At 41.7% G+C, this 23359-nt stretch carries 25 protein-coding genes; 9 read left to right on the forward strand and 16 right to left on the reverse strand.

Annotation, left to right across the window (positions count from 1 at the left end; translation table 11 throughout):
* Window positions 1-174: 174 nt before the first annotated feature.
* Window positions 175-492, reverse strand: a complete 318-nt coding sequence (locus A3860_RS32905; protein WP_081154774.1) for a low molecular weight protein tyrosine phosphatase family protein — start codon at window positions 490-492, stop codon at window positions 175-177.
* 253 nt (window positions 493-745) lie between these two features.
* Here A3860_RS32905 and A3860_RS32910 point away from each other — a divergent pair, with 253 nt between their 5' ends.
* The gene (locus A3860_RS32910; RefSeq protein WP_081154775.1) at window positions 746-1528 is read left to right on the forward strand and encodes a M90 family metallopeptidase; all 783 of its coding nucleotides are present in this window, start codon (window positions 746-748) and stop codon (window positions 1526-1528) included.
* A gap of 104 nt (window positions 1529-1632) precedes the next feature.
* On the opposite strand, the gene A3860_RS32915 is transcribed toward A3860_RS32910, so the two are convergent.
* The 4 genes from A3860_RS32915 to A3860_RS32930 all read right to left on the reverse strand — a co-directional run bounded on the left by A3860_RS32915 (window position 1633) and on the right by A3860_RS32930 (window position 5700).
* Entirely contained in the window at window positions 1633-2685 is a 1053-nt protein-coding gene (locus A3860_RS32915) for an ABC transporter permease (protein WP_081154776.1), read from the reverse strand.
* On the reverse strand, window positions 2630-3646 hold the full coding sequence (locus A3860_RS32920; RefSeq protein ID WP_081154777.1) for an ABC transporter ATP-binding protein: 1017 nt from the start codon (window positions 3644-3646) through the stop codon (window positions 2630-2632). The genes A3860_RS32915 and A3860_RS32920 overlap by 56 nt, the downstream gene beginning before the upstream one ends.
* A gap of 12 nt (window positions 3647-3658) precedes the next feature.
* Window positions 3659-4369 (reverse strand): COG1470 family protein, encoded by a 711-nt coding sequence (locus A3860_RS32925; protein WP_245843685.1) that lies wholly within the window; start codon window positions 4367-4369, stop codon window positions 3659-3661.
* A 329-nt stretch (window positions 4370-4698) separates the two neighbouring features.
* Entirely contained in the window at window positions 4699-5700 is a 1002-nt protein-coding gene (locus tag A3860_RS32930) for a quinone oxidoreductase family protein (RefSeq protein WP_081154779.1), read from the reverse strand.
* A 120-nt stretch (window positions 5701-5820) separates the two neighbouring features.
* Between A3860_RS32930 and A3860_RS32935 the strand changes: the two genes are divergently transcribed.
* The 4 genes from A3860_RS32935 to A3860_RS32955 all read left to right on the forward strand — a co-directional run bounded on the left by A3860_RS32935 (window position 5821) and on the right by A3860_RS32955 (window position 8812).
* Window positions 5821-6192 (forward strand): winged helix-turn-helix transcriptional regulator, encoded by a 372-nt coding sequence (locus tag A3860_RS32935; protein ID WP_081154780.1) that lies wholly within the window; start codon window positions 5821-5823, stop codon window positions 6190-6192.
* An 84-nt stretch (window positions 6193-6276) separates the two neighbouring features.
* Window positions 6277-7236, forward strand: coding sequence for an alpha/beta fold hydrolase (locus tag A3860_RS32940; protein WP_081154781.1), 960 nt, complete (start codon window positions 6277-6279; stop codon window positions 7234-7236).
* A gap of 348 nt (window positions 7237-7584) precedes the next feature.
* Entirely contained in the window at window positions 7585-7971 is a 387-nt protein-coding gene (locus A3860_RS32950; protein ID WP_081154783.1) for a hypothetical protein, read from the forward strand.
* A 67-nt stretch (window positions 7972-8038) separates the two neighbouring features.
* Window positions 8039-8812 (forward strand): tetratricopeptide repeat protein, encoded by a 774-nt coding sequence (locus A3860_RS32955; protein ID WP_081154784.1) that lies wholly within the window; start codon window positions 8039-8041, stop codon window positions 8810-8812.
* A 210-nt stretch (window positions 8813-9022) separates the two neighbouring features.
* Here the strand turns inward: A3860_RS32955 and A3860_RS32960 are convergent, their stop codons facing one another.
* Window positions 9023-9745, reverse strand: a complete 723-nt coding sequence (locus A3860_RS32960; protein ID WP_081154785.1) for a hypothetical protein — start codon at window positions 9743-9745, stop codon at window positions 9023-9025.
* Window positions 9746-9757: 12 nt separating this feature from the next.
* Window positions 9758-10438, reverse strand: coding sequence for a hypothetical protein (locus A3860_RS32965; protein WP_081154786.1), 681 nt, complete (start codon window positions 10436-10438; stop codon window positions 9758-9760).
* Between the two features lie 213 nt (window positions 10439-10651).
* Here A3860_RS32965 and A3860_RS32970 point away from each other — a divergent pair, with 213 nt between their 5' ends.
* On the forward strand, window positions 10652-11266 hold the full coding sequence (locus A3860_RS32970) for a DUF4230 domain-containing protein (RefSeq protein WP_081154801.1): 615 nt from the start codon (window positions 10652-10654) through the stop codon (window positions 11264-11266).
* Between the two features lie 32 nt (window positions 11267-11298).
* On the opposite strand, the gene A3860_RS32975 is transcribed toward A3860_RS32970, so the two are convergent.
* Together A3860_RS32975 and A3860_RS32980 are read right to left on the reverse strand one after the other, a co-directional pair.
* Window positions 11299-11679, reverse strand: coding sequence for a VOC family protein (locus A3860_RS32975; protein WP_081154787.1), 381 nt, complete (start codon window positions 11677-11679; stop codon window positions 11299-11301).
* A 25-nt stretch (window positions 11680-11704) separates the two neighbouring features.
* Window positions 11705-12334: a tetratricopeptide repeat protein gene (locus A3860_RS32980; protein ID WP_081154788.1), complete on the reverse strand. Its 630-nt coding sequence runs from the start codon at window positions 12332-12334 to the stop codon at window positions 11705-11707.
* Between the two features lie 110 nt (window positions 12335-12444).
* Between A3860_RS32980 and A3860_RS32985 the strand changes: the two genes are divergently transcribed.
* Window positions 12445-12990, forward strand: coding sequence for a dihydrofolate reductase family protein (locus A3860_RS32985; protein WP_081154802.1), 546 nt, complete (start codon window positions 12445-12447; stop codon window positions 12988-12990).
* On the opposite strand, the gene A3860_RS32990 is transcribed toward A3860_RS32985, so the two are convergent.
* Window positions 12991-13470, reverse strand: a complete 480-nt coding sequence (locus tag A3860_RS32990) for a GNAT family N-acetyltransferase (RefSeq protein ID WP_081154803.1) — start codon at window positions 13468-13470, stop codon at window positions 12991-12993.
* Between the two features lie 111 nt (window positions 13471-13581).
* Here A3860_RS32990 and A3860_RS32995 point away from each other — a divergent pair, with 111 nt between their 5' ends.
* Window positions 13582-14043 carry a hypothetical protein gene (locus A3860_RS32995; RefSeq protein ID WP_081154789.1) on the forward strand — a complete coding sequence of 154 codons (462 nt, stop codon included), beginning with the start codon at window positions 13582-13584 and terminating at the stop codon, window positions 14041-14043.
* An 11-nt stretch (window positions 14044-14054) separates the two neighbouring features.
* Here A3860_RS32995 and A3860_RS33000 read toward each other — a convergent pair whose 3' ends face one another.
* From A3860_RS33000 to A3860_RS33015, 3 genes are all read right to left on the reverse strand, one after another.
* Window positions 14055-15416 carry a S41 family peptidase gene (locus tag A3860_RS33000; RefSeq protein WP_081154790.1) on the reverse strand — a complete coding sequence of 454 codons (1362 nt, stop codon included), beginning with the start codon at window positions 15414-15416 and terminating at the stop codon, window positions 14055-14057.
* Window positions 15417-15687: 271 nt separating this feature from the next.
* A complete protein-coding gene (map, locus tag A3860_RS33010; RefSeq protein WP_081154792.1) occupies window positions 15688-16452 on the reverse strand; it encodes a type I methionyl aminopeptidase in 765 nt (254 codons plus the stop codon).
* A gap of 71 nt (window positions 16453-16523) precedes the next feature.
* A complete protein-coding gene (locus tag A3860_RS33015) occupies window positions 16524-17588 on the reverse strand; it encodes an NADH:flavin oxidoreductase/NADH oxidase (protein WP_081154793.1) in 1065 nt (354 codons plus the stop codon).
* Between the two features lie 195 nt (window positions 17589-17783).
* Between A3860_RS33015 and A3860_RS33020 the strand changes: the two genes are divergently transcribed.
* Window positions 17784-19664, forward strand: coding sequence for a transketolase (locus A3860_RS33020; protein WP_081154794.1), 1881 nt, complete (start codon window positions 17784-17786; stop codon window positions 19662-19664).
* On the opposite strand, the gene A3860_RS33025 is transcribed toward A3860_RS33020, so the two are convergent.
* The 3 genes from A3860_RS33025 to A3860_RS33035 all read right to left on the reverse strand — a co-directional run bounded on the left by A3860_RS33025 (window position 19659) and on the right by A3860_RS33035 (window position 23313).
* Window positions 19659-20444 carry a PI-PLC domain-containing protein gene (locus tag A3860_RS33025; protein ID WP_081154804.1) on the reverse strand — a complete coding sequence of 262 codons (786 nt, stop codon included), beginning with the start codon at window positions 20442-20444 and terminating at the stop codon, window positions 19659-19661. The genes A3860_RS33020 and A3860_RS33025 overlap by 6 nt on opposite strands.
* A 207-nt stretch (window positions 20445-20651) precedes the next feature.
* A complete protein-coding gene (locus tag A3860_RS33030) occupies window positions 20652-22100 on the reverse strand; it encodes a Gfo/Idh/MocA family protein (protein ID WP_081154795.1) in 1449 nt (482 codons plus the stop codon).
* A gap of 34 nt (window positions 22101-22134) precedes the next feature.
* A complete protein-coding gene (locus tag A3860_RS33035) occupies window positions 22135-23313 on the reverse strand; it encodes a Gfo/Idh/MocA family protein (RefSeq protein ID WP_081154796.1) in 1179 nt (392 codons plus the stop codon).
* Window positions 23314-23359 lie beyond the last annotated feature (46 nt).

Raw genomic sequence — 23359 nt, forward strand, 5'->3', positions numbered from 1 at the left:
TTAACTTCACCTGATCCGATGTAACCTTTGTTTGGTCATAAGCCAGATACAATGTATTCTTTGTTGGCACTATCCCACTCCAGATCACCTTCAGGCGCGCAAGTCTAATTTGTAGAATTCGGGTCATTAAAGCTCCCAACAAACGTCAAACAAAAAATTAAAGAAGTTGAGAATTTATAAATATGCATCAACCGAAAGTTTAATCATTTCAATAAGTTCTTTGTCCATATAGGTATACTCGTCCTCAATGTCAAGAATTATTATTTCCTTCTGCTCAGTTTCGGCAGGGAATTTATCTAACAGCCTTTGCTTATGTTTTTTCTCCATTGCAAATATCAGATCAGCCCATAAAATGTCCTTGGCCGACACTCTGATCTTTGCAGAAGGCTCTGTCCCTGCTGATTTAAACTGGTGATCTTGCCGCCCTTTATAAATTGACTCGGCCGTTGGGCTTCGCCAATTATTTCTACTGCATACGAATAGTATATTCATTTAATCTTAGAAATGATTGTTTGTATTTGCATATTGTTCGAATGTATTTCTTTTTTGTATAATATTGAAATTCAATGATAATTTATTTCGTTTTTGAATGCAGCCATTGATCTGTCATGTTGGAGTGATGGTCGTTGCAGGTCGAAATAATAATCTTTTGAACTCCGGCGGGATGCGTGACGTGATTTTTATTTTGGTGCCAGGGATAGATGTAATTGTTCTAAATTTATATGCTGTAATGAACAGATGAATTATGACACCGATCTTCGTATTAATAATAATTGCCCTGGTTGTGGTTGTTTTTGCGTGGTATAAACGTCCTATAAAAAAGGCTGACCTGCCAGCCAACTATAAAAATATATTATCTGAGCATGTTGCTTTTTACCGTGCACTCGATGATAAAGGAAAAATTCGTTTTGAAGAAAAAATAAAAGAATTCCTTGGATATATCCGTATTACAGGGGTTAATACAAATGTAGAAGACGTTGATAAGTTATTAGTTGCATCCAGTGGAGTAATTCCAATATTTGGCTTTCCCGAATGGCGGTATTATAACCTGCGTGAAGTGCTTCTTTATCCTGGTCCTTTTAATGAAATTAGTTTTTTATCGGGAGATACCGATCGTCATGTATTAGGAATGGTTGGAGATGGAGCAATGCAACGGATCATGATCTTGTCTAAACCCGCATTACGGAATGGTTTTGCAAATGTACCGGGACAAGGAAACACCGGCATTCATGAATTTGTTCATTTACTCGATAAAGAAGACGGCGCTGTTGATGGATTACCGGAAGCATTGCTGAAAAGGCAATTCACTATACCCTGGCTTCAATTGATTGCAAAAAATATTTCAGCAATCAAAGCCGGCAATTCAGATATTAATATTTATGGCTCAAAAAATGAAGCTGAGTTTTTTGCGGTTGCATCTGAATACTTTTTCGAAGAGCCTGAAAAGTTCAAACAAATACATCCCGAATTGTATAATCTGATGACAGAGATATTTCAACAATCACCTGCACATCAAAATACTCAATAAGATTGCCCACTGCCCCTACTTCCCCGACACCAAAATGGCCGACAGGTAATTGTTCCAGGTAGCGGCCGCCGCTTTTTGCGTATCACCCAGATCTTTAAAAGCGTTTATGATCTGACCTCTCTTCGCATAAACCAGTAATATGAAATGGCAAAACACATTACAGTTGCCGCAATTAAACCGGTCATTTGTGGCCAAACAATCAATACACTTTCCCTGAATGATAAGGGAGCCGGAATAGCGCCTGCCATTTGTTCCATTGTAAGCGGTCCCAGGCTTCTGATAGCGGGCATTAATAGTACGGTTGTAGCATCAGTGTAAAGCTGACCTGGTGAAAAACGAAGAAAACCCAGGATTAAATTATTGTAATCAAGAATGTCTGTTTGTGAAAGAAAAGCCGGGTCTGGTAAAAAAGCCTTTACCACCATATTGACCACAATCTTATAAAAGATCGTAAAAAACAGCCAAATGCCTATTGCTGTTAGTGCCGAAGTAGTGGCTTGCTTAAATTTTACAGAAAGTAAAATGGATAAACTTAGCCAGAAACCAACGTAAAGTACCGTAAGGATAATAAATGTCAGTATGCGTAGCACTTCCACCATTTCGATTGAAACCCCAGTAATGACCATTCCACCACCAATCATCAACAAACCCAGTGACAGGAATAATGCAGAAATAACTATAAGCGGGCTTATAAATTTGGCCAACAAAAAATTATCACGGTATATCGGCTGGGCCAGCAGCCTGATCAATGTACCGTTTTGTTGTTCCGAATTTACGGCATCAAACCCAAGACCAATTCCCAATATGGCACCCAGGAAACTCATAAAGATGTGGAACGAAGGAAGGGAACCATCAGTAGTGGTCAATATTTTTAAATACAACAGGCCATTGTCTGGTACCGCGGGACTGGCAGCGGGGTTTGTGAGATTCGTCAACGACACATACATAGAACCCAAAAATGTGAGTACTATCAACACCAACAAAACTATAAAACGCCAGCTCCTTACGTGATCGCCAATTTCTTTTCTAACGATAACTGCAAAGGGTGAAATTTGCTGCCTGTGTGTCATTGTATTACCGGCACCTGCAACAGTTAGCGCATTACTTTTTAATTTTTTTGAAAAAAGACCTTTGAAATATACTACCGGATTTTCCATTAGTTTGATTTTCAGTTAGCGTATTTTCAAAATATCGTTGATAAATTTCTTCAAGGCCATATTCTTTCCGCTGAACACCCATTATATCCTGGTCTTTCTCAACAAAAAAACGTACAAATTCCGGGGTGGCATTTCTTGTACAGGATATTTCAATGGTATTGCCATGCACTTCTATCGCATTTACTCCTTCAACCTTTAGTAGTTGCTGGTTATACTCCTCTATATTATGCAATGGATGAGCTAACGTGATTATAACCACGTGTGCCTCGCGGGAAAATAAATGAGTCGACAGTTTATCAATATGGTCACTGGCCAGCAACCGGCCTTCCACAAAAATACCTACCCGGTCACATACCTGCTGAACCTGGTTAAGGTGGTGACTAGATAATAAAACCGTGATATTCTGCTGTTTGCTGAGTTCCTTTATAAGCGTTAAAAACTCTTTTACTCCGGCAGGATCAATTCCCAGGGTAGGTTCGTCAAGGATGATAACATCTGGTTGTTTAATAAGTACCTCGGCAAGCCCCAAACGTTGCTTCATTCCCCTGGAATAGGTTCCGGCCTTTTTATCCATAGCTTTTGATAAACCTACCAGTTCCATCAGTTCAACAGCCCTTTCTTTAACCATGGATTCGGGAATGCCATTCAACCTGCCCATGTAAATCAGATTGTCAAGAGCATTCATGCCGTCATAAAACCCCATGTTATCTGGCATGTAACCAACCTTTTGTTTCACTGCAACGGGATTGCTGGTTGCATTATAGCCACAAACGGAAACCGTTCCTGCAGTAGGCTCAGTAAGCCCCAACATCATAAGAATGGTAGTTGTTTTGCCGGCTCCGTTTGGTCCAAGAAGGCCATAAATCTCTCCTTTGGTAATTTCCAGGTTCAGATTATCTACCGCCTTCAAAGAACCATAAAGTTTAGTCAACCCTATTAATTCAATGACAGGATTTTTCATAATGACAGTATGTTATCTTCTACCATATTTTCGAATGAGCATATACACTATTCCAATGGCTGTTAAAATAATCAGCACACCGAGCCAGCCTGCCAGCCAGGAAGTTGTTACGGTCAATCTATAAGAGACGCTTGAAGTAGTGTTGGCATTGTTGGCCGTGAAGGTTGTAAGGTAGTCGCCTGCAATGGTTTTGTCAGGCACATTTAAATTTGCAGTTACAGCAACAGCACTACCGGGTTCTAAATGATCAATTTTGGAAGGTTCGAAAGTAACATTCCATTTTGAAGGCGTTTGTGCAGATAAATCCAGGTTGTCGAGCGGCAATGTTCCCTGGTTTTTTAAAGAAAGATAAATAGGTTTCCGCCTGCCTTCTGTTACCTCATCACTTAACAGGCCGGAGGGCGTTGTTAGTTCGAGAGAGTAAGAACCTTTCACTACCGCTTCCAGGTTCAGTTCCAGCGTACCCTGATCAGAGATTGCCTTAACGGGAATCGCGTATTTACCGGGTTTTACAACAGGTGATGGTGTTAGCTCAATAGAAATGTCCTGTGTTTTGTTTGAGTCCAATTTAAAAGAGGTAACCTGCATCCCATCTATTCGAAAGCTGTTACTCCACCCTGGTGGTACGGTGGTTTGTAATTCATAAATGACCGACCGGTTCTGACCATTGAAAAGCGAAGCATTGTAGCGGAAAGTCTCCTTCGCAGTAGCTTCCAGATTCATAAGACGGGCTGAAAAGCTGGACGTTTTTATTGGTCCTGGTCGTGCGATAACCGATTGAAAAGGTAATAAAGTGATTGATAAAGAAAAAAGAACAAAAAGAGGGGTAAAAAGTCCACGGCCATCAATTCGCTGGGGTTGACGATGTTGCGCTAACATAAGATTAACAAATAGATTAGATTTATTAATAGAATAAAAGCGCCTCAAAAAAAGGCAGGCTAATTTAATGCAGGGAAAATATTTCTTCCAAAAAAAAATTGACTTTTTTTTTTAATTGCAAAGTATTGAAGAAGGCAGCTCAACGCTGCCCCTGTTAATGCATTAGAGCAGTCTTATGAAAAAACCGGGAGTTCAGGTTTCAGAATGATACTGCCTGTTGTTTTCCGTGATTCCAGATCCGTATGAGCTGCAGCCGCCTGTGTTAATGAATAAACAGATGACTGTTCTGGTTCAACTATGCCATTCCTTAACAAGTTGAATAGCTCGGGCATCCCCTTTCCGCTTTTGTCCTGATACAGCGGGTAGTCATTGAGCGCATCAAATGCAAATTTGATCTTTCGTTGCGCCAGCAGGTCTTTGTTTATCTCAGGCATACCTGAAGGCCATCCATATAATACGGCGCTTCCGCCATCTTTAACTACTGTTAACGATGGCTCAAAAGTGGCCTTGCCGGTGCCATCGTACACGACATCAACACCATTGCCACCGGTGAACTGGTTAACGGCACTAATAAGATCCTCAGACCCCAGATCAATAACCTGATTGAAACCGCGGTTTAAGGCTACATTCTTTTTCGCTGCACGTCCTACAGTTCCGATGACTGTAGCTCCCAACGCCCTCACCCATTGGCTCAGCAAAGTTCCCACCCCGCCTGTCATGGCATGGATCAAAACAACCTCGCCGGGTTTAACGGCATGGCTTTGCTTTATCAACATGTGAGCGGTAAGCCCTTTTATCATAACAGCGGCAGCCTGATCAAAGGAGATATCCGCCGGCAGTTTAAATATTTCATTGGCATTGATGATCCTTTTTTCGGCATAGGCCCCTGCCGATGCGTAATAGGCTACGCGGTCGCCTATTGTGAAATTGTTGACGCCGGTTCCAACGGCTTCAATGATACCTGAAGCTTCCAGGCCAATGGGCGCAGGATATTGGTTCACCGGAAAAGTTCCATTTCTGAAAAAGATATCCAAAAAATTTACGCCAATGGCTTTTTGGACAATCAGCACTTCATTGGGGCCTGGCTGCGGAAGCGTTCTATTATGAAACTTTAATACGTTCGGCGGTCCCGGTTGTTCTATAAGGACGATGCCGCTTTGTTTACTGTTGTTCATTGAATTAACTTTGTTTGTAGTTACTAGTACTGGCACAAAGCTATTGAGCACCGCTTTGTAATAGAAGTGACTTCCCTGCAGGGAAGTACTTCCCTGGAAGAAAATATTTAAATTTGGGAAATGGGTGACAAACTGGAAAATGGAAAGCTATCTGATGACTGTAAGCGCCACTTTAAAGCGATAAACGACACGCTGTACATTTTGAATGGTAAATGGAGCGTATTGATCATAGCTTGTCTGGCATCAGGTAAAAAACGATATCTTGAATTGCAGCGCATAGTGGAAGGTATAGGACCCAAAATGCTTTCGAAAGAACTGAACAGGCTGGAATTAAACGGCCTGATCACCAGGTCGGTGCTGCAAACGAGGCCGGTTACGGTTGAGTATGAACTTACCGAGTATGCCCGGTCACTTAAACCGCTTATGGATGAAATGGGCACCTGGGGTAAACAGCACCGGGAGAAAGTCATTAAAGAAATGGCTGCAAGGTAATGGAGCACTATAAATCTGTCACCAGTTATTTATGGAATACTTTTAGTTCCGCATCTTCGAATTTTTAACATAACACTTCAACGCATGCGCTTTTTCATTCCGGTTTTTCGTTCACTAAACCCTTTTCTGGCAGTATCTGCATTGATCCTTGGCTTACCCCTAAAGCATAAAGCACAATCCCATTATACGCGGCAGTATATTTCAGTAGCCGGAAAAAAGATGTCATTTACAAGCTTTGGCCTCGCCAATCGACGTTCTGGCGAACCAGTTGTTGTTTTTGAAGCCGGGTTTGGCGTGACCGGAGCGCTGGATTTTACCCGCCTCTATCCAGGATTGTCGAATTCAGCGGCCGGCATAGGATATGATCGTAACGGAGAAGGCGAATCCGACGAAGACTCAACCATTGTAACCGATAACGACATCGTACTACGGCTTCATCTTTTGCTGAAAAAAGTTCATGTTCCTCCCCCTTACCTGCTTGTTGGTCATTCAATGGGTGGGGCGTATATACGATTGTTCACATCTATGTATCCTAACGAAGTGGCTGGCCTGCTGTTTATCGATGCAGCCGATTTTATGCTGACAGACCAGCAGGATGAACAAATAAAAATTTTGTCAAAAACTGGTCAGGGGTCGAAAGCGTGGGTGGTACCCGCTATGGATGCCCAGGCTCGCGACACCACGCTTTCCCCTCGAATTCGTCACCGCTCTGACCGCCTGGCTAACTTTTTTCGCAATGGCGATTTTTGGAAACTGTATTGCTCCCTCCCGCCACTTCCCGATATCCCAGTAGGTGTTTTGGCAGCCTATCATAAGCCTGTAGATTCTTCTTCAACTAATGCAGGTGTGGTAGCAAGACTTCGTGCAGGGGAGCATTTTTATATGGAGAATTTCACGGAGCTGATCAGGAACAATCATAATAGCTTTGTCATGCTCCTTCCCCACTACTCCCACAGCATTCACACGCAAGACCCGGAATTAGTGGTTACTGTTATTAAACGTCTTTTACATTCCCTGGCGAAGGCAAAAGATTTAAAAAAATGAATAGCAGCAAGATTTTTGATATCTTCCATTTCCCACAACCGTTATCAGGGCTATGCGTTTAAGAATGTAAATGTGAAAAACGTAATGAATACAAAAAAACTTTTTAAACAACTCAAAAATGGAAATCTGATAGAATTATTACAGCAATCTGACTCCCTTAATTATACCATTCACTTAACATTCAAGAATGGAGTTTTTTCCCTACACAGCTATCACTTTGCAGGAAACGATGTGTTTGATGAAAGCAACTACCAGAACGAACAAATAGAAAATTTTAATAACTTCCAGGATTTCTTAAAGAGACTTATTGAAAAATTTCCCGACATAACATACCCTTAAACATAACTTATGTGGTCTGATAGTCTATATTATTTAAACATCTTCCATGATGAAGAATTAAGCGTTCATCACAACACAACGGAACTTATTGATTTTTTAAAAACAATCCCGGAGCTGAAACAAACCGGCAACTTTACATTTTCCAACAGTTCCCAATTTTCGATCGCTATTGATCTTATTCTTCTATATACACGCCACTTAAATAGTTGGAATGATAACGATACAGACCAATCAAAGACGAACCTTATAGCCATAGTTTGTACGAAAGATAATCTGGAAAACTTTGAACGACTCAAACGCATTTTTATTAAAATAGCAGCTTTTGTCAATTGGAAACTGGAAGATGAACATACCGACGATGGCATTGAAAATTATATTATCTGGTCTCCTGGCTAATCTGGACGCATAGCAGTCATTTCCATACCTCCTCATTTTTTTCTATCTTTCGCCTCATTTCGATCTCATGAAAAAAATTATCCCTTTTATTTTTTGCTTAACTGCCGGGCTTTATTCCTTCGAACAAACTATAAAACAATATAAAGACCAGGCTAAACGCCTTATTTCACAGGCTAAATATAAAGAGGCATTCGTTTTATATGAAAAGGCCGCCACCCAGGGTGATCCTGAAGCTGAATTTATTTTGTCGCAATTATATAAAAATGGGGTTGGGGTGGCCGCCAATGATTCCCTGCGATATCATTGGTGCCTGCTGGCCGCCCGTCAACAATATCCGGAAGCACAAGAGGAAATGTCTATGCTGACTGCTTACAAGCCAGACAACCATAAAGAATCATTCGAGTGGACCAAAAAATGTGCTGAAACCGGTTTCCCGCCGTGTATGCAAACGCTGGCAGTCTATTATATGGACGGTGTGGGCGTTGAAAAAAATCCCGACTCCATGCTAATATGGACCGAACGACAGGCATTATCACCACGAGTATCGTTCGATCGCGATCACGGTGCTACCATTGCCAGCGCCAGGCTAAAGCTTGCAACCTTGTACTATAAAGATGATAACATCAAACAGGATCTCTTCAAAAGCTATGTATGGCTTTTATTGTTCAATGAAGAATTTAAAGATCAGACTGGTATGTGGGAGCGCGATAAAGCAATTGAAATTGTTGAAAAAGTTGAAATTGCGCTGAATGCCCAACAAAAAGCAGCCGCAGAAAAAGAAGCAGCGCAGCTTTTAAAAAAACCGCTGAGAAATTTATCTAATTTAAAAACAATATATTAATCGTTTTATTTTTTACTTTTCAAATATTATTCGGGATAAAAGTCTCCTTAGCGTTTACTACCGATGCAAGGCTTTTTTGACAATAACTCTTTACCGAAATAAAAATAATCAGGGCAACAAGGAGGATTAATTTCATATGTTACGTTTCGCTGATGAACTTATCTAATTTAAAAACAAAAACAGTCAGGGTTTTGCATCGATATCCATCTGTCACCTGACTACAACACACCCTTGTGTGTTGCCGGATAGTTTCAATACAAAGTGAAATGGTATGCTCAATGTTGAGGGGCCCCAACGATACACACAATTGAATTTTGGCTTCCTGTCATAAGTCCTATGGCGTTTAAAACCTGTCGTGACTAAATCGCTTCCGTCAAGCCCCATCACGCCATTATTACTCTTTAGCCCCCAAAAGTCCGCCTCATCCATTAGCCGTGAAAAATTGTCCCAATCCTGTGCTGTAATTTTCCTGTTATATTCATTTATCACCTTACAGGTATCGTGAAGCCAAACGTCTTGTAGTATAATAAAGTGAATATTTGAATTATCAGCAGTTCTGCTGATCGTCACATTCAATTTGTATTGACAAAATGCCTCACTGAAAACAAACCTGTAAGCTTCGTCAGCGCCTAAGTTTTGCAAAGATAGCTGATGAATGCAGCTGTCATTATTTTCCAGTTGCTGCTTAACCTTTTGTCCTTTTTCCATTTCGGCATTAAGCTTTTTGAAAAAAGAAGTGTCATTCACTACATATGCTTTCAGCACTTTATAGTTAATATCTGAAGTATCTGAATAGATTGAAGAGCCAAACGATTCCAAATGTTTTTTTGTTATACTATCTCTTAAAGAATAATTTAATGATTTATCGGCTCCGTTGTTACAGGAAGCAAAAAGAGTGATAGAAAATATTGCTACAGTAGTCAGGTATCTCATTGTAAAATTGAATTAAATATCTCGTTTACTTATAGGTTTGGCAAATACCTTTTTTTTCTTTCTTCTACTTGAAACCCAAACACCTAATCCAATAATTAGTGCGATCGTTATTTTACCTAGCAGCAGGCCCTGATTGTATGCCTTATCATTTTCCTGTTTGTAACTCATTTGATTTTTTCGTCCAAGATTTGGGGAAAATTTCAATGAGGAAAATAGTTTTTCCCGCTGTTCTGCCATTTCATTTGTCAGGGATTCAACTTCCAAAAAATTAATTGAATACATTTTATCATTTACAAACACTGCTGTGCAGTGCCTGATTTGTTTTTCTCCGCTCATTGCTGCCCTGAACGAAAATCTGATCATTTTCAGTCCGCTGTTTTCAATTATTTCATCTTTAATTAACTGCCCATGTTGTGAGTTAACGTACCCTTTTTCAAATCCTTTGTACACTTTCAGGAGTTCCTCCTCGCTTTCGACATTCATGGATAATTCTCCTGAGTTTGCAAGTATGGAAATCAAGATCAGTCCATTGTCAATTTCTGCTTTAATAACTCTTTGTCCCGATGTATCCTGGGCCTTGTAGTTACCGGGTATCATTAAGGTTAGATTTGAATCTACCTTATAGTCGGTCCATGCCTGTCCAAAAGAATTAATAGAAATTGCTGAGAAAATTACCAGGAGTATATTCTTCATTCTTAATATTGTCAGTTAGTTTAATTAGTATGAAGCCCAAATGACAACCTGCTAATATATACGTAAGCCGTTGATATTCCAACAATTCCTTACTAAATAGTTCCATATTTCTCCAATCTAATCTATAGGCTTTGTGGTACCATAATTTGATCATAAATTGCCGATTTTTTGCCTACGGGAACAAAAGCCCTGAAAGAACGAAAATATTATTCTATGAAAAAACTGATCGTCTGGCTCGTATTGGTATTGACCCTGGTGCTGGTGTTTTGGCTGGGCCAACGCTCCGGCGCCCGGATCGTAAATGAGCAAACCCTCTCTAACAGCCTTATTGTACGCGAAATTGCCGAGCTCGCCAGTCTGGAAGTACAGGGAACGGCCACCATTAAAAGGAGCAACCTCACGAACGACGGCGGCTGGGCCGATAACCTGCGCAAAGTATTTGCTGAAAATACTATATGGGTAACGGTACCGTACACAGCCAAGTTTGGGGTGAATGTTAATGATAAGAATTTTAATGTGGTGGTGGGCAAAAAAGACGTGCTGGTGTCCTTACCGGCAACGCAACTCCTGAGCTACGAACTGCGGCTCGACCAAATGGAAACTGCCAACAAGAAAGGCTGGTTCATGTTCTCTGACGATGAAACGTATACCGACGTGCAAAAAAAGCTGTACACTACTTCCCGCCAGGAGGTTGAACAAAACAATGCCTACCGCAAGCAAAGCCAGGACAGGATCTGCAAGATCATTGCACAATATTACGCTCCTTTTAACCTGACGGTAAAAGTAAAGTTTGGCGATGAAGCGCCCCAGGCTTTACCGCTCAATTAAAGGGCGAAGTTAGCCCCAATTGACCCGCTTTATTATTTGACCTTCCAGGGCGGGTCTTTTCTGTTTTTACCTGCGTAATAGAGTATAAGTTGATTTCCGTCGGGGTCTTTTAGTCTTGCTTCCCGCCACAACCAGGTTTGGTCGGTTGGCAAGGTTTCAAATTCAATTCCCAGGTCTGTCAATTTTTTAACGTCATCGTCTAAAGTGGCAGTTTCAAAATAGATCCAGGTTGAGCCGTTTATTTTTTCGTTTGACTGATGTAACGAAAAAGTTGCTTCACCAGCCAGGCATTCAAACCTTGCATATTTCGGAAGTGATCTTACAATGAGGTTTAACCCAAGTTTTTGATAAAATTCAATTGACTTTTCGACGTCTTTTACTGATATGGTGATCTGGTTTAAATTTAAGTTCATTGGTCTATGGCTTTCATTGGTATTGTCAGTGACTGTGTTCTTCTTTCATTCTCGCAATTACTTCTTTTTTGCTTTTATTCATCAGGTATGACACTTTTAGCTTATGTACCTGGTCAGGCGCGCTGTCGTATAACTTTTTCAGAAGTTCATTTGCCTTTGCTTCCTCCCCCAGCATAATAAGATTTACGGCTTTATTACCAAAAATTAATTCATACTCTTTATTTGTTTTGCTCATAGTGTCTAAAACAGCATTGCAAATTGCCAATGATTTTTCGAAATATGGTCTTGAAGATATGCTGTCGTCAATTCGTTCATATAAAATCCCCTCTGTCAAATAAAGGTCGTGTGCCTCAGGCCGAAGTTGAATTAATTTCTTAACGGTCAAAATAGCTCTATCAAACTGCTTAAGTTGATAAAAGAACATTAATTTATTATAGTGTCCCCAATAATAATTGCTGTCAATGGAGGTGGCTTTGTCAAGAAGTGAAATTGCTTCTTTAGCGCTGTCTGCATTATCAATAAATGCTTCTAATGTCAGCGCTTTTTTAAGAAGTTCAAAAGCAACGGGATCAGCTTTTTTGGGGGCAGATCTTTGTTCGCAGGAATAAAGAACGATCAATAATAATAATACGGGAATGAATTTAAGGGTTGTCATACTATAGCTACAAATTTGTATTTCTGCTATTATACGCTATTTTTAGCAGGAAACAATTTTTACAAAATATTTTTTACACCAGCCCTTCCCCGCTTTATTATCTTTGCCCTATGAGAAAGATAATACTGAATTTAGCCACAACATTGGATGGCCTGATCGAAGGAACCAATGGCGAGATAGATTGGTGCATACTGGAGGAAGATATGCATTTCGACAGCTTTCTGGAATCTATTGACACCATCTTCTACGGTCGCGTGAGTTATGATCAATGGGGCAATTACCAGCCTGACGTATCTGCATCTGACATGGAAAAGCAGCTCTATTCAGCCATACAGTCAAAGGAAAAATTCGTATTCTCCAGCCAGCCAAGAATAGATAGTAAAGCCACCTTCATTAGCACCGATGTAGTAGCCCAGGTAGAAAAGATCAGGAATCAACCAGGAAAAGATATCTGGCTCTATGGAGGCGCCAAACTGATCACCACGTTTATTGAAAACGGCCTGGTGGATGAATATATGATCTCTGTTCATCCAACTGCATTAGGCGCCGGCAAACCCTTGTTTGATATATCTGGCAGACTGAACCTCGTACTGGCCGACACAAAAGTATTCAAATCGGGAGTGGTGCAACTGATCTATACGCCCAACAAGAAATGATTAAGTCAGTTTATAAATAAACTCTTCTATCTCCGCCTGCCGTGCATTTGCAAAACCTTTGTCGGAACCGATCCTTACAAAATTGCATTTTTCTAATACTTTCTGTGAACCAAAATTATCAAATGCAGTCCGGGCGAAAATGGGTCTTCTGTTTTCTGTTTTTAGAAACGCCGTAAGCGCTTTTGTCGCAATACCTTTACCCCAATGTTTTTTGTCGATCCAATAAGTGATCTCTGCTTCGCCTTCTATTTCAAACCCGGCGATACTTCCGGCAATACTGTTGTCCACAATTATGGTTTGCATATTAATAGTGGGCTCGTTCAAAAATTTTGAATATTTCTGAAGGTAGGCAGCTTTATCTGCCGGGTCTTTTACGGTGAAAGCAGCTAAATAGTTGGCTTCATCATCAAGCTGAAAAATAAAGAAGGAGTCTAAATCAGTAATTTCTGTCTTTCGCAATGTAATTTCATTATGGTTCATGCCTGGCATCTTTATATTTCCGTTATATTACACCATTTTTAGCAGGAAACAATTATTGTTAATTATTTTTTTTGAACTACTCGTATGGCTGGTGCATTAAACCTAAGTTATATGTCAAAATTTTTCAAATTACCCGCTCTCCTTGTAGTTATCACAATCCCCGCTGTGGTTCAGGCACAACATCACTTCTCTGCCAAAACTGAAGCGCTAAAGCTTTTCAATAAATATAAACCTGTTATTGAAAAAAAGAACAATGCAGTTGTCGATAACCCCATCGCCATAGTGGGAGATATTAATGGGGATGGTAAAGAAGATTGCATCGTTTCTTTTGTTATGACTTCAAAGAATGGTGGAAATGCCATCGTTGGTCATGAATCAGCGATCTATTTAAACTCCGGAACGCGCATGAAGGTAACAGGTGCCTTTCCGGCATTTAACTTTTGTTATACACTCGACCACATTCAGGACCAGGTAATTTTTGGAAAAGAATATGAATGTGCACCTCCATACAAAAACATCCTCAGGGAAAGAAAATTTGCTTATGTGAATGCAAAGATCCAGGAGATCCTTTAGTTTAACTGCTCCTAATTTTCCCGAACAATTTCAAGCGCACGGTCTAACTGGCTATCGGTATGGTTAATAAAATCACTTATCGTTGGATAAATAGGGTATTCCGGCAAAATACTCCTGCCTTCGTTTGCATCTTTCTTAACAGCCATTGTATATTTTACCAACGGTATCCTGCAACTAAGCTGGCTATTGGGCAAGGTAAGGAATACTTCGTCGCCGGATGTATTGCCATAGTATCCCCCACCAACTTCCTCCCCCATAAACAACGCCCTTTTGTTGCTCCTGGCTATCGCTGAAAATTCTGCACTGGCCGAAAAGCTTCGGCCGTTTGCCAGGATATAAACTTTGCCAGCAAAACTGTTTTGTTTGGGTTGTTGCCATTTTAAATTAGGATGGTTATCATCAGCTGCAAATTTACCGCTGACGGTTTCCTGGCTTGCATAGTACATAAACGGTTGTTGAGTAAGGTATGCGTACAGCAATGCTCCATTGCCATCATTGCCTCCCTGGTTTCCCCGTATATCGATCAACAATTTTGTAACATTTTTATTGCGGATATCTGTAAAAGCAGAGTCTAAAAAGTGGTTGAAATTTTCACCTGTTTGCCGTAAAAAATCGTCCAAAAAAGTTTTAATCCCAAGTACTGCAATATTACCTGGCATATAAGTTAACTGCAGGTATTTTTCAGGGCGCTTAAAAGGCGCCGGACAATTTATATTTTTAAATATGTCGGGTTGCAATACTGCTTTTATAATCGCTCCTTTTTCATTTTTGCAGGTAATGTTGAATTTATCAACTTCATTATATAAAAGGGTATAGAAAAAAGGAAAATTTTCGTTTACTTCCCAATTTTTACGTGATTGTATGTCCGCGTCTGACGGAATGTATGCAAATGTGCGCTGTACGATCTGTTGTATCGGGTGGCCGTTGATCGATGTCAACTCTGCCCCGGCCAGGGAACTATTTTGATTGCAGCAATAGATAAAAGCACGGTTATGGATAAACATAACCATAGCAGGAAAAATTTTGGTATTGTTTATATAATCTTTCATGAATTGCCGGGCCATTCTGCAGTTGCTATGCCCATCCTCCATAGCGGCAATGGCAAAGTTGGTAAGCATAAAAAATTCCGGTACGGTCATACTGTCCTGTATGGAGTTGTAGCAGCTATCGAACCTATGGCTGATGAATGCGCTGCTTTTATACCTGTATATACCCGGATGAATTTTTTGCAAGGTATCTCGCAGCAACAGGAAATCTGCCTTCAATGCGGCGGCGGAGATCTTCGGAAGCTGGTATAAAGTGTCTTGAGCAAAACAATTTGTTATCAAAACATATACGCATAAAAATGCAACTACTTTTTTTATTAAGTACATATGAGTTTTATTACTGCTTTTAGCAGAAGTTTACAATAATAATATTACAATAAGATCAACCTGGAGAAGAGGAACAAGCATGGGCATTAAAAAACTATTGCCCTTAGAGATTAGAGTCAAAAGTGATAAAAAAGTTATATGCTGGTTGATTTTTTGTATGAACGGTAAACCACTGTATATTTTAGCTACGGCCGGTATATATATACGTTCCGGATAAATGAAAAAAGAGCCGGTGGCGGCTCTTTCAATTGAAGGCTCAGTTCGTTTTATATCAATTCCAAACCCCATTCATTTCTGTCAAAATAATGGGTTCGCCACCCGTAACAACTATAGTATGTTCGTGCTGTGCCATAAAGCCGCCTTTATCTCCAACCATTGTCCAACCGTCACTCGCGGTTTCAGCATACGTTGAGATTGTTGAAATAAAAGTTTCAATGGCAACGACAGAATTCTTTTTAAATCTCATTTGATTGTATGGGTCTCTGAAATTCGCTATTTCACTGGGTTCTTCGTGCAGGCTTCTGCCTACTCCATGTCCCGTTAAGTTTTTAATTACTTTGAACCCAAGTTTCTTAGCCTCCGTTTCAATGAGACTTCCTATATCTGAAATGCGAACGCCCCCTTTTATATTATAGATCGCTTTATGCAGGATCTGTTTTGAAGCGTCTACCAATTTTTGATGGTGGTTAATGTCTTCCCCAAGCACAAACGAGTTGCCATTGTCTGAGTAAAAGCCGTTCAATTCGGCTGATACGTCGATATTGATCAAATCGCCTTCCTGCAGTACTGTTTTGTTAGACGGAATACCGTGACAAAATTCATTGTTTACGCTTATACAGGTAAAACCCGGAAAACCATAAGTGAGGTAGGGCGCCGATCTTGCCCCGAAGCCAGCGAGGAGCTTTGCCCCATATTCGTCTAATTCCTTTGTCGTCATACCGGGTTGTGCATAATTGCTCATTTCTTTCAGGGTGAGCGCAACGGCTTCACTTGCCTTTTTCATCCCCGTGAGTTCAGCCTCTTTTGTTATTGACATATCCGTTTTTTTAACGCTCAAAGATACGAAATTTAAAAGCGCCTTCATGCCGCGGGCCTACCGCCACCCGCCTACCATTTAGCTCTTTCATATTGCACGGGCCAGTCGGTATTGGCATGCAACTCGTGTGCAGCGCGCAAGGGGAAATAAGGCTCACGAAGGACCTTCCGGGCCATAATGATGAGGTCGGCATCGCCATTAACCAGAATGGTTTCTGCCTGGGTTGCAGTAGTGATCATCCCCACGGTGCCGGTGAGTATACCGGTTTCTTTCCTGATGCGCGAGGCAAAGGGTAACTGATAGGCCGGCCCCACAGCAATCTGCTGATAATTTACCAGTCCGCCCGATGACACATCGATCAAATCAACTCCTTTTTGTTGCAGGATGCGGGCAAGTTCCACCGACTGTTCAGGGTCCCACCCGCCTTCAGCCCAATCAGTGGCCGAAATGCGCACCAGTAACGGCAGGTTATTTGGCCAAACCGTTTGAACGCCGGCAATAATCTCCAGTAATAACCTGATCCGGTTATTGAAGGAGCCTGCATACGCATCGGTTCGCTGGTTACTCAGCGGTGACAGAAACTCATGTATCAGGTAGCCATGGGCCGCATGTATTTCAATCACTTTAAACCCTGCCTGTAAAGCACGGCCGGCAGCCATTGTAAAGTCGTTGATTATTTTTTGAATACCTTTTTGGTCCAGGGCTACAGGCATAGGATAATTGTCGGCAAAAGCAATGGCCGAAGGCGCCACTACCTCCCAACCGCCATTTTCAATGGCAATTTTCCCCCGCCCCGCCCAGGGTACATTGGTACTGGCTTTACGGCCGGCATGCGCTAATTGTATGCCGGGCACCGTTCCCTGGGCAGTCATAAATGAGGTGATCTGTTTTAGTTTTTCCAAATGTTCATCTTTCCAGATACCAAGATCCTGTGGTGATATACGGCCTTCCGGTGACACTGCCGTAGCTTCCGTAATAATAAGGCCCGCTCCGCCTACAGCCCTGCTTCCCAAATGCACCAGATGCCAATCATTGGCAAAACCATCTACCGACGAATACTGACACATGGGTGATACCGTAATACGGTTCTTCAACTGCACCGTTTTGATCTGGAGCGGAGTGAACAATTTTGACATAAAATTCCAGGTGGTTAAAATATGATGAGGAAGGTAATTTAGAACTTTTTCCTGTTATGCACCGGTTAAGGGGTTATAATACAACACCTGGCTAATATTTTCTACAGTTCATCCCGGGCATTACCCCATTTTCTTTTCACAGGCAATGGCACCTGAATTGCGCGTTCTACAATATTTACCACTGAATACCTTAAAATGAAAGAGCTGAATACCTGGCAAGAAGAAGCGAAACTGATTCGCAAATGGTGTCTTGTTTCAACAACTGCGGCGGGTTCCGGACACCCAACATCCTGTTTATCGGCTGCAGATATTACTGCCGTTCTGTTCGATAAATATTTCACCTACGATATTTCAAATCCGCTGAATATAAACAACGACCGGTTTGTACTCTCCAAAGGCCATGCGGCTCCCTTGCTGTATACCTTGTTTGGCATGTGTAATGCCTATGATCTGAACGAATTAAAAACCTTAAGGCAACTGAACAGCCGTTTTGAAGGGCACCCTGTACCCAAATATAAATTTGCGGAAGCTGCTACCGGTTCTCTTGGACAGGGGCTTTCTGTAGGGGCAGGCCTGGCATTGGTGGCCAAAAGAGAAAAACTTCCTTATACTACCTACGTGTTGTGTGGCGATGGCGAGCTGGCTGAAGGCCAGGTATGGGAAGCCGCCAACTTTGCCTCTTATCACCGGTTGAATAATCTAATTGTCATTTTAGATATCAACCGGCTGGCGCAAAGTGGTGAAACCATGTTCGGCCATCACATGAACGAATATGAACAACGGTTCCGCGCTTTTAATTTCAGGGTATTTACCATTGATGGCCATAACTATGAACAAATAGTCCAGGCTCTTGAACAGGCACATAACCATGCAGGCCAGCAACCGGTAGCTATTATTGCTGAAACCATTAAAGGAAAAGGCGTTTCTTTTGTTGAAAATAAAGATGGCTGGCATGGTAAGGCCTTAAAAGAAGAAGAGCTGAAAAAGGCGCTGGATGAATTGGGGAATATAAATGACAGTATACGTTTTAATCTGCGGAAACCAACACAAACGCCTGCCGCTTCATCACCAATCAATACGGCCGTACGCCTTGAGTTTGATAATTCCAAAACATATGCAACGCGCGAAATATTTGGACAGGCATTATCGCAGCTCACTCAAAATACCCCTGGCATATATGTGCTCGATGCCGATGTAAAGAACTCCACCTTTACTGAAGACGCTTTAAAAACCACTCCTGAACGATTTGTAGAATGTTTTATAGCAGAACAAAATATGGTATCAGTTGGCGTTGGCTTATCAAGGATCGGAAAAATACCGGTTATGGCTACTTTCGGAGCTTTTTTTATGCGGGCTGCCGACCAGATACGAATGGCCAGGGTTTCTGAAGCCAATATAAAATTTGTGGGATCACACGTAGGTGTTTCTATAGGTGAAGATGGCCCGTCGCAAATGGCATTGGAAGATATTGCCTTTTTCGGGGCCCTGCCCGACACCGTTATACTGCAACCCTGCGATGCGGTTTCCACCGTTAACCTCGTGTCGCGGATGATTGAACACAGCGGTATTGTATATATGCGCACCCTTCGCCCCAAAACAAAATTATTGTATAAGCCCGGAGAAGCGTTTACCATTGGCGGTTCTACAATAGTCAGGCAATCCCCCGATGATGTGCTTACTGTAGCGGCTACCGGCATTACGGTATTTGAAGCCCTGCAGGCTGCTGAGCTATTGAAACAGGAAAATATAAACATCCGGATAGTTGATTGTTATTCCATAAAGCCTGTTGATAAGCAAACATTACTGAACTGTTTACAGGCTACCCGGCTCAAATGCATTATTACGGTAGAAGATCATTTTGAACATGGGGGCATGGGTGATTTTATTGCTGCAGCTATTGCCACTGAAGGAGATTATGTAGTAAAGATGGCTGTCACAAAGATCTCTCAATCAGGTAAACAGGATGAATTATTGAAGGACGCCGGGATTGACGCAGCAGCCATTGTGGCCAGGGTAAAAAATATAGTACAATCAAACAAGCCGGTGAGCCAGCTCGCCAAAGGCAACACTTTATAAATTTCTGGCGCCATTCTTTTTTAAGAACTCAGCCAGCGCCTTGATGCTATCGGTGTTCAAATAATCGACGCCGAGTGCTATAAGCCTTTGCCACCCCTCAAAGTTATCCGGGACATTCCACAATCTTACTTTTTTTCCTAATGAATGCCCCTTGGCAACGCTTTTCTTTAATTTTTCCCAATCGTTTGCCGGCAGTTCGCCGTTACCCCCCCATTTTGTATAATTGATAAAATTATCACCCATCACTGCTATGCGGGAAAGAACCTCTTTATTATAGTTTTCGCTTAGCAAGCCATCGAACCAGATGTAAGATGGATAAGCATCATAAGTGGCTGAATTGGGCTTGCTGCCTGTTACCATTATGGTCAGTGAAGGGCAACTGGTAAGCGCCGGGTATTTTATTAAAATATCGATCAATTTATTGATGGCCGGCACAGCTTCCGTTTTAACATCCAGCATCAATATCAGTTTGAGCGAAGTATCGGCGTACACACTTCCTTTATTGTTTTGAATATTTTCAGCCAATGGTTTAATATACAGCTCTTCCAGTGTGCGATGTTGTTGCGCATCGGTCGCATTGTGCGCTACGAGCAGCTCATTGTCACTTACATTCAAATAAACATCTGCTTCAATGGAACCGTACTTCAGGTTATAGGCTGCATAAAAAGGAAATGCCTGCTGGTAATCGTTGTGTGAATGAGCGTTGGCTGTAGTGTAAACGGCAGGTTGGGCAAACGCATAGGAATATGGCAACAGAATAAAAAGTAATAACTTTTTCATACCAAAAATGTGCATTGAGCTTAAGGTAAAGGGTGCGCTGAATTATTGTACTTTCTTTTGAGGATATGTTTTGGCTATATGGCTTCAACAAATAAACCTAAATAAAACGACTGTTGCAACATTTTTATAAATTAAATTAAAGAACCTTCAGGTGGTTGATCCTGAAGGTTGTATGAGGCTGTTTGTATATATATCAACAACTAAAACCTAAAAATCATATTTCTTTCTTCGGGGCCGCGATAGCATGGCAATGGCGGCTTTGTCATTATTCGTGAAAGTTTCCTTTGCCGGGTCCCAATAGATCTTTCTTTTCAATTTCATCGCAATATAATGTAACAAACAGGCGCTGCACGACCGGTGGCCTACTTCAACGGGAGCCGATGGTTCTTTTCCTGTTTTTATACAATCTAACCAATTGGCATGCTGTTCCCCACTTTCGTACAAATGAATTTCATTGGCACCAATAACCGATTGTAATATTTTTGGATTGCTTGCATCAATAGGTTTAACGCCCGTGTTATCTGCAACAGGATCGGTATCGGTTACGCGGTAATTTCCGCGGGTGGCCCAAAGCCAGCCTTCGGTTCCTATAAATTTCACCCCGTTAGGCAATTCGTTCGAAACGATCATATGCACCCCGTTTGCATACAATGCTTCCGTTCTGAAAATTCCATGTACATCCCACAACCCTTTATAATCAGGATCATCAGTTGGGAAGTGTGCATTGCCCCAAATTTCAATGGGGCCGGTCAATTCAGTGTCCATTCCCCAATGAGCCGTGTCAATATGATGCGCCCCCCACCCCGTGATCATACCGGCGCCAAACTGTTCGCATCGCAACCAGCCCGGCCGGCTTGTAATTCCTTTTATGCCTGCATCCTGGGTATGCACTCTGTCTTCCGTATAATAAATTTCGGGGGTTGTTCCCAGCCACGCATCGTAATCTAAATTTGAAGGAACGGGCATTTGAACTTTATTGCCACCGCCAGGGTCGCCAGGCAGGCCAACTTCAACTGTTATCAATTTTCCAATTCTTCCATTTCGCACCAGTTCACATACTTTTTTAAACTGTGGCCAGGGGTCAACGGACCGTTGCTGGCTCCCCATTTGAAAGATCCTTCCACTCTTTTTCACCGCATTACTTAAAATTCTTCCTTCCTCAATGGTGAGAGAGGCCGGTTTTTGCAAATACACATCTTTACGGGCATTAACGGCATGTACTGCAACTACTGCATGTTGATGGTCGGGCAGGCTTATGTGAACGGCATCAATATCTTTATTTGCCAGCAACTCTTTATAATCGTGATACACTTTTATTTCCCAATCGCCTTTTAGTCCACCGTTAAACTGCGCGGCTCTTTCGTAATTGCTTTTTACGGCCGCAGGCCCGGCAGCCGCCCGGTTCTTATCGATGTCACAAACAGCTCTTATTCTTGCACCGGCATATCTGGCTATTGAGGTCATGTCGTGCGTAATGGAGATCCTGCCGCAGCCAATAGAAGCTACATTGATCAGGTTGCTTGGTGCATACTTACCCAATACACTCGCCGGTACGATGGTTGGTAAATTAGTGGCAATAGCGGTTCCCACAGAAGCTTTAACGGTATTACTTAAAAATTTTCTGCGACTGATGGTTGATCTTTTTCCTTTTTTCATTGAGATATGGTTTAAAGCAATCGTTCTGAATTTTTTATTTTTTCAATGCCATGGTACGGGCATTTTTTTGTGCTTTCAATGCTAATTCGGTTGCCAGAAAGCAATGTGTTTGTGTCATGGCCGTTTCGGTCCTGTTCAGCACATCATCAACAAATAAAGGACCGAATGGCAATACTTCGTTGTTGCAGTCAAGATGGATCATTTCCTTTTTATTGGCCATGTACAAATGGTTACCGCCTTTATTGCCTGAAAGTATATCCGTGTTTTTTCTTACCTCAATATAGCCTTCCGTTCCCAATACGGTCAACCTGCCATCACCCCAGGTATCGAGGCCATCGGGCGTAAACCAGTCGACCCTGATATAACCGGCGCCGCCATTGCCACTTAATAGCACATCGCCAAAATCTTCGAACAAGGGTTTGTCTGTGTGATGCACATTTCCCACCTGCGACATTAATACCTGCGCTTCGGTGGAACCGGTAAAATGTAAGTACTGATCGAATTGATGAGAACCAATATCTGTAAGAATGCCACCGTATCTTTTTTTATCCCAAAACCAATCGGGCCTTACTGCCAACCCGGTTTTTCCAATATTATTAAAGATCCTGTGCGGCGCCAGGTTTACCGTTTGAATTACCTGGCCAATAGCGCCGGCTTTTACTAACTGGCTTGCTTTTTCTGTGCCTTTATTTTCAAAACGCTCACTGTACATGATTGAGTAGATCCGTTTTGTTTCCTTTTGCACTTTTTTAACCGCGGCCAGTTGTTCCAAAGTGATAATGCCCGGCTTATCAGTTAAATAATCTTTCCCGTGTTGCATTACCCGAATACCCAGGGGCGCCCGTTCATCGGGTATGCCTGAACTTAATACCAGCTGAATGGCAGGATCTTCCAGGATTTCATTTTCGCTTTTTGCCAGTTTAGCCTCAGGATAGGCTTTCAAAAATGCAGCCGTGAGATCTGGTTGTGCTGCATACAGAGCCACTAATTCACCGCCTCCTCTTTTAATGGCGTCCGTCATTCCATAAATATGCGGATGATCAATATTGATCACGGCAAATTTTATGCGATTGGGCGCTGTAACTATTTCCTTTTGTTTTTGGGCTGATGCTGCGAACTTAACCTTACCGGCCAACGGAGCCATGATCATTAAGCCGGATGCTTTAACTGAATCTTTTAAAAATTGCCTTCTGAGATTCTTGTGATTGTTCATATAGCAGGGTCGTTGTTTTAATTATTTTTTAATATCAACCGCTGTA

The sequence above is a fragment of the Niastella vici genome (assembly GCF_002077945.1).
GTDB lineage: Bacteria > Bacteroidota > Bacteroidia > Chitinophagales > Chitinophagaceae > Niastella > Niastella vici.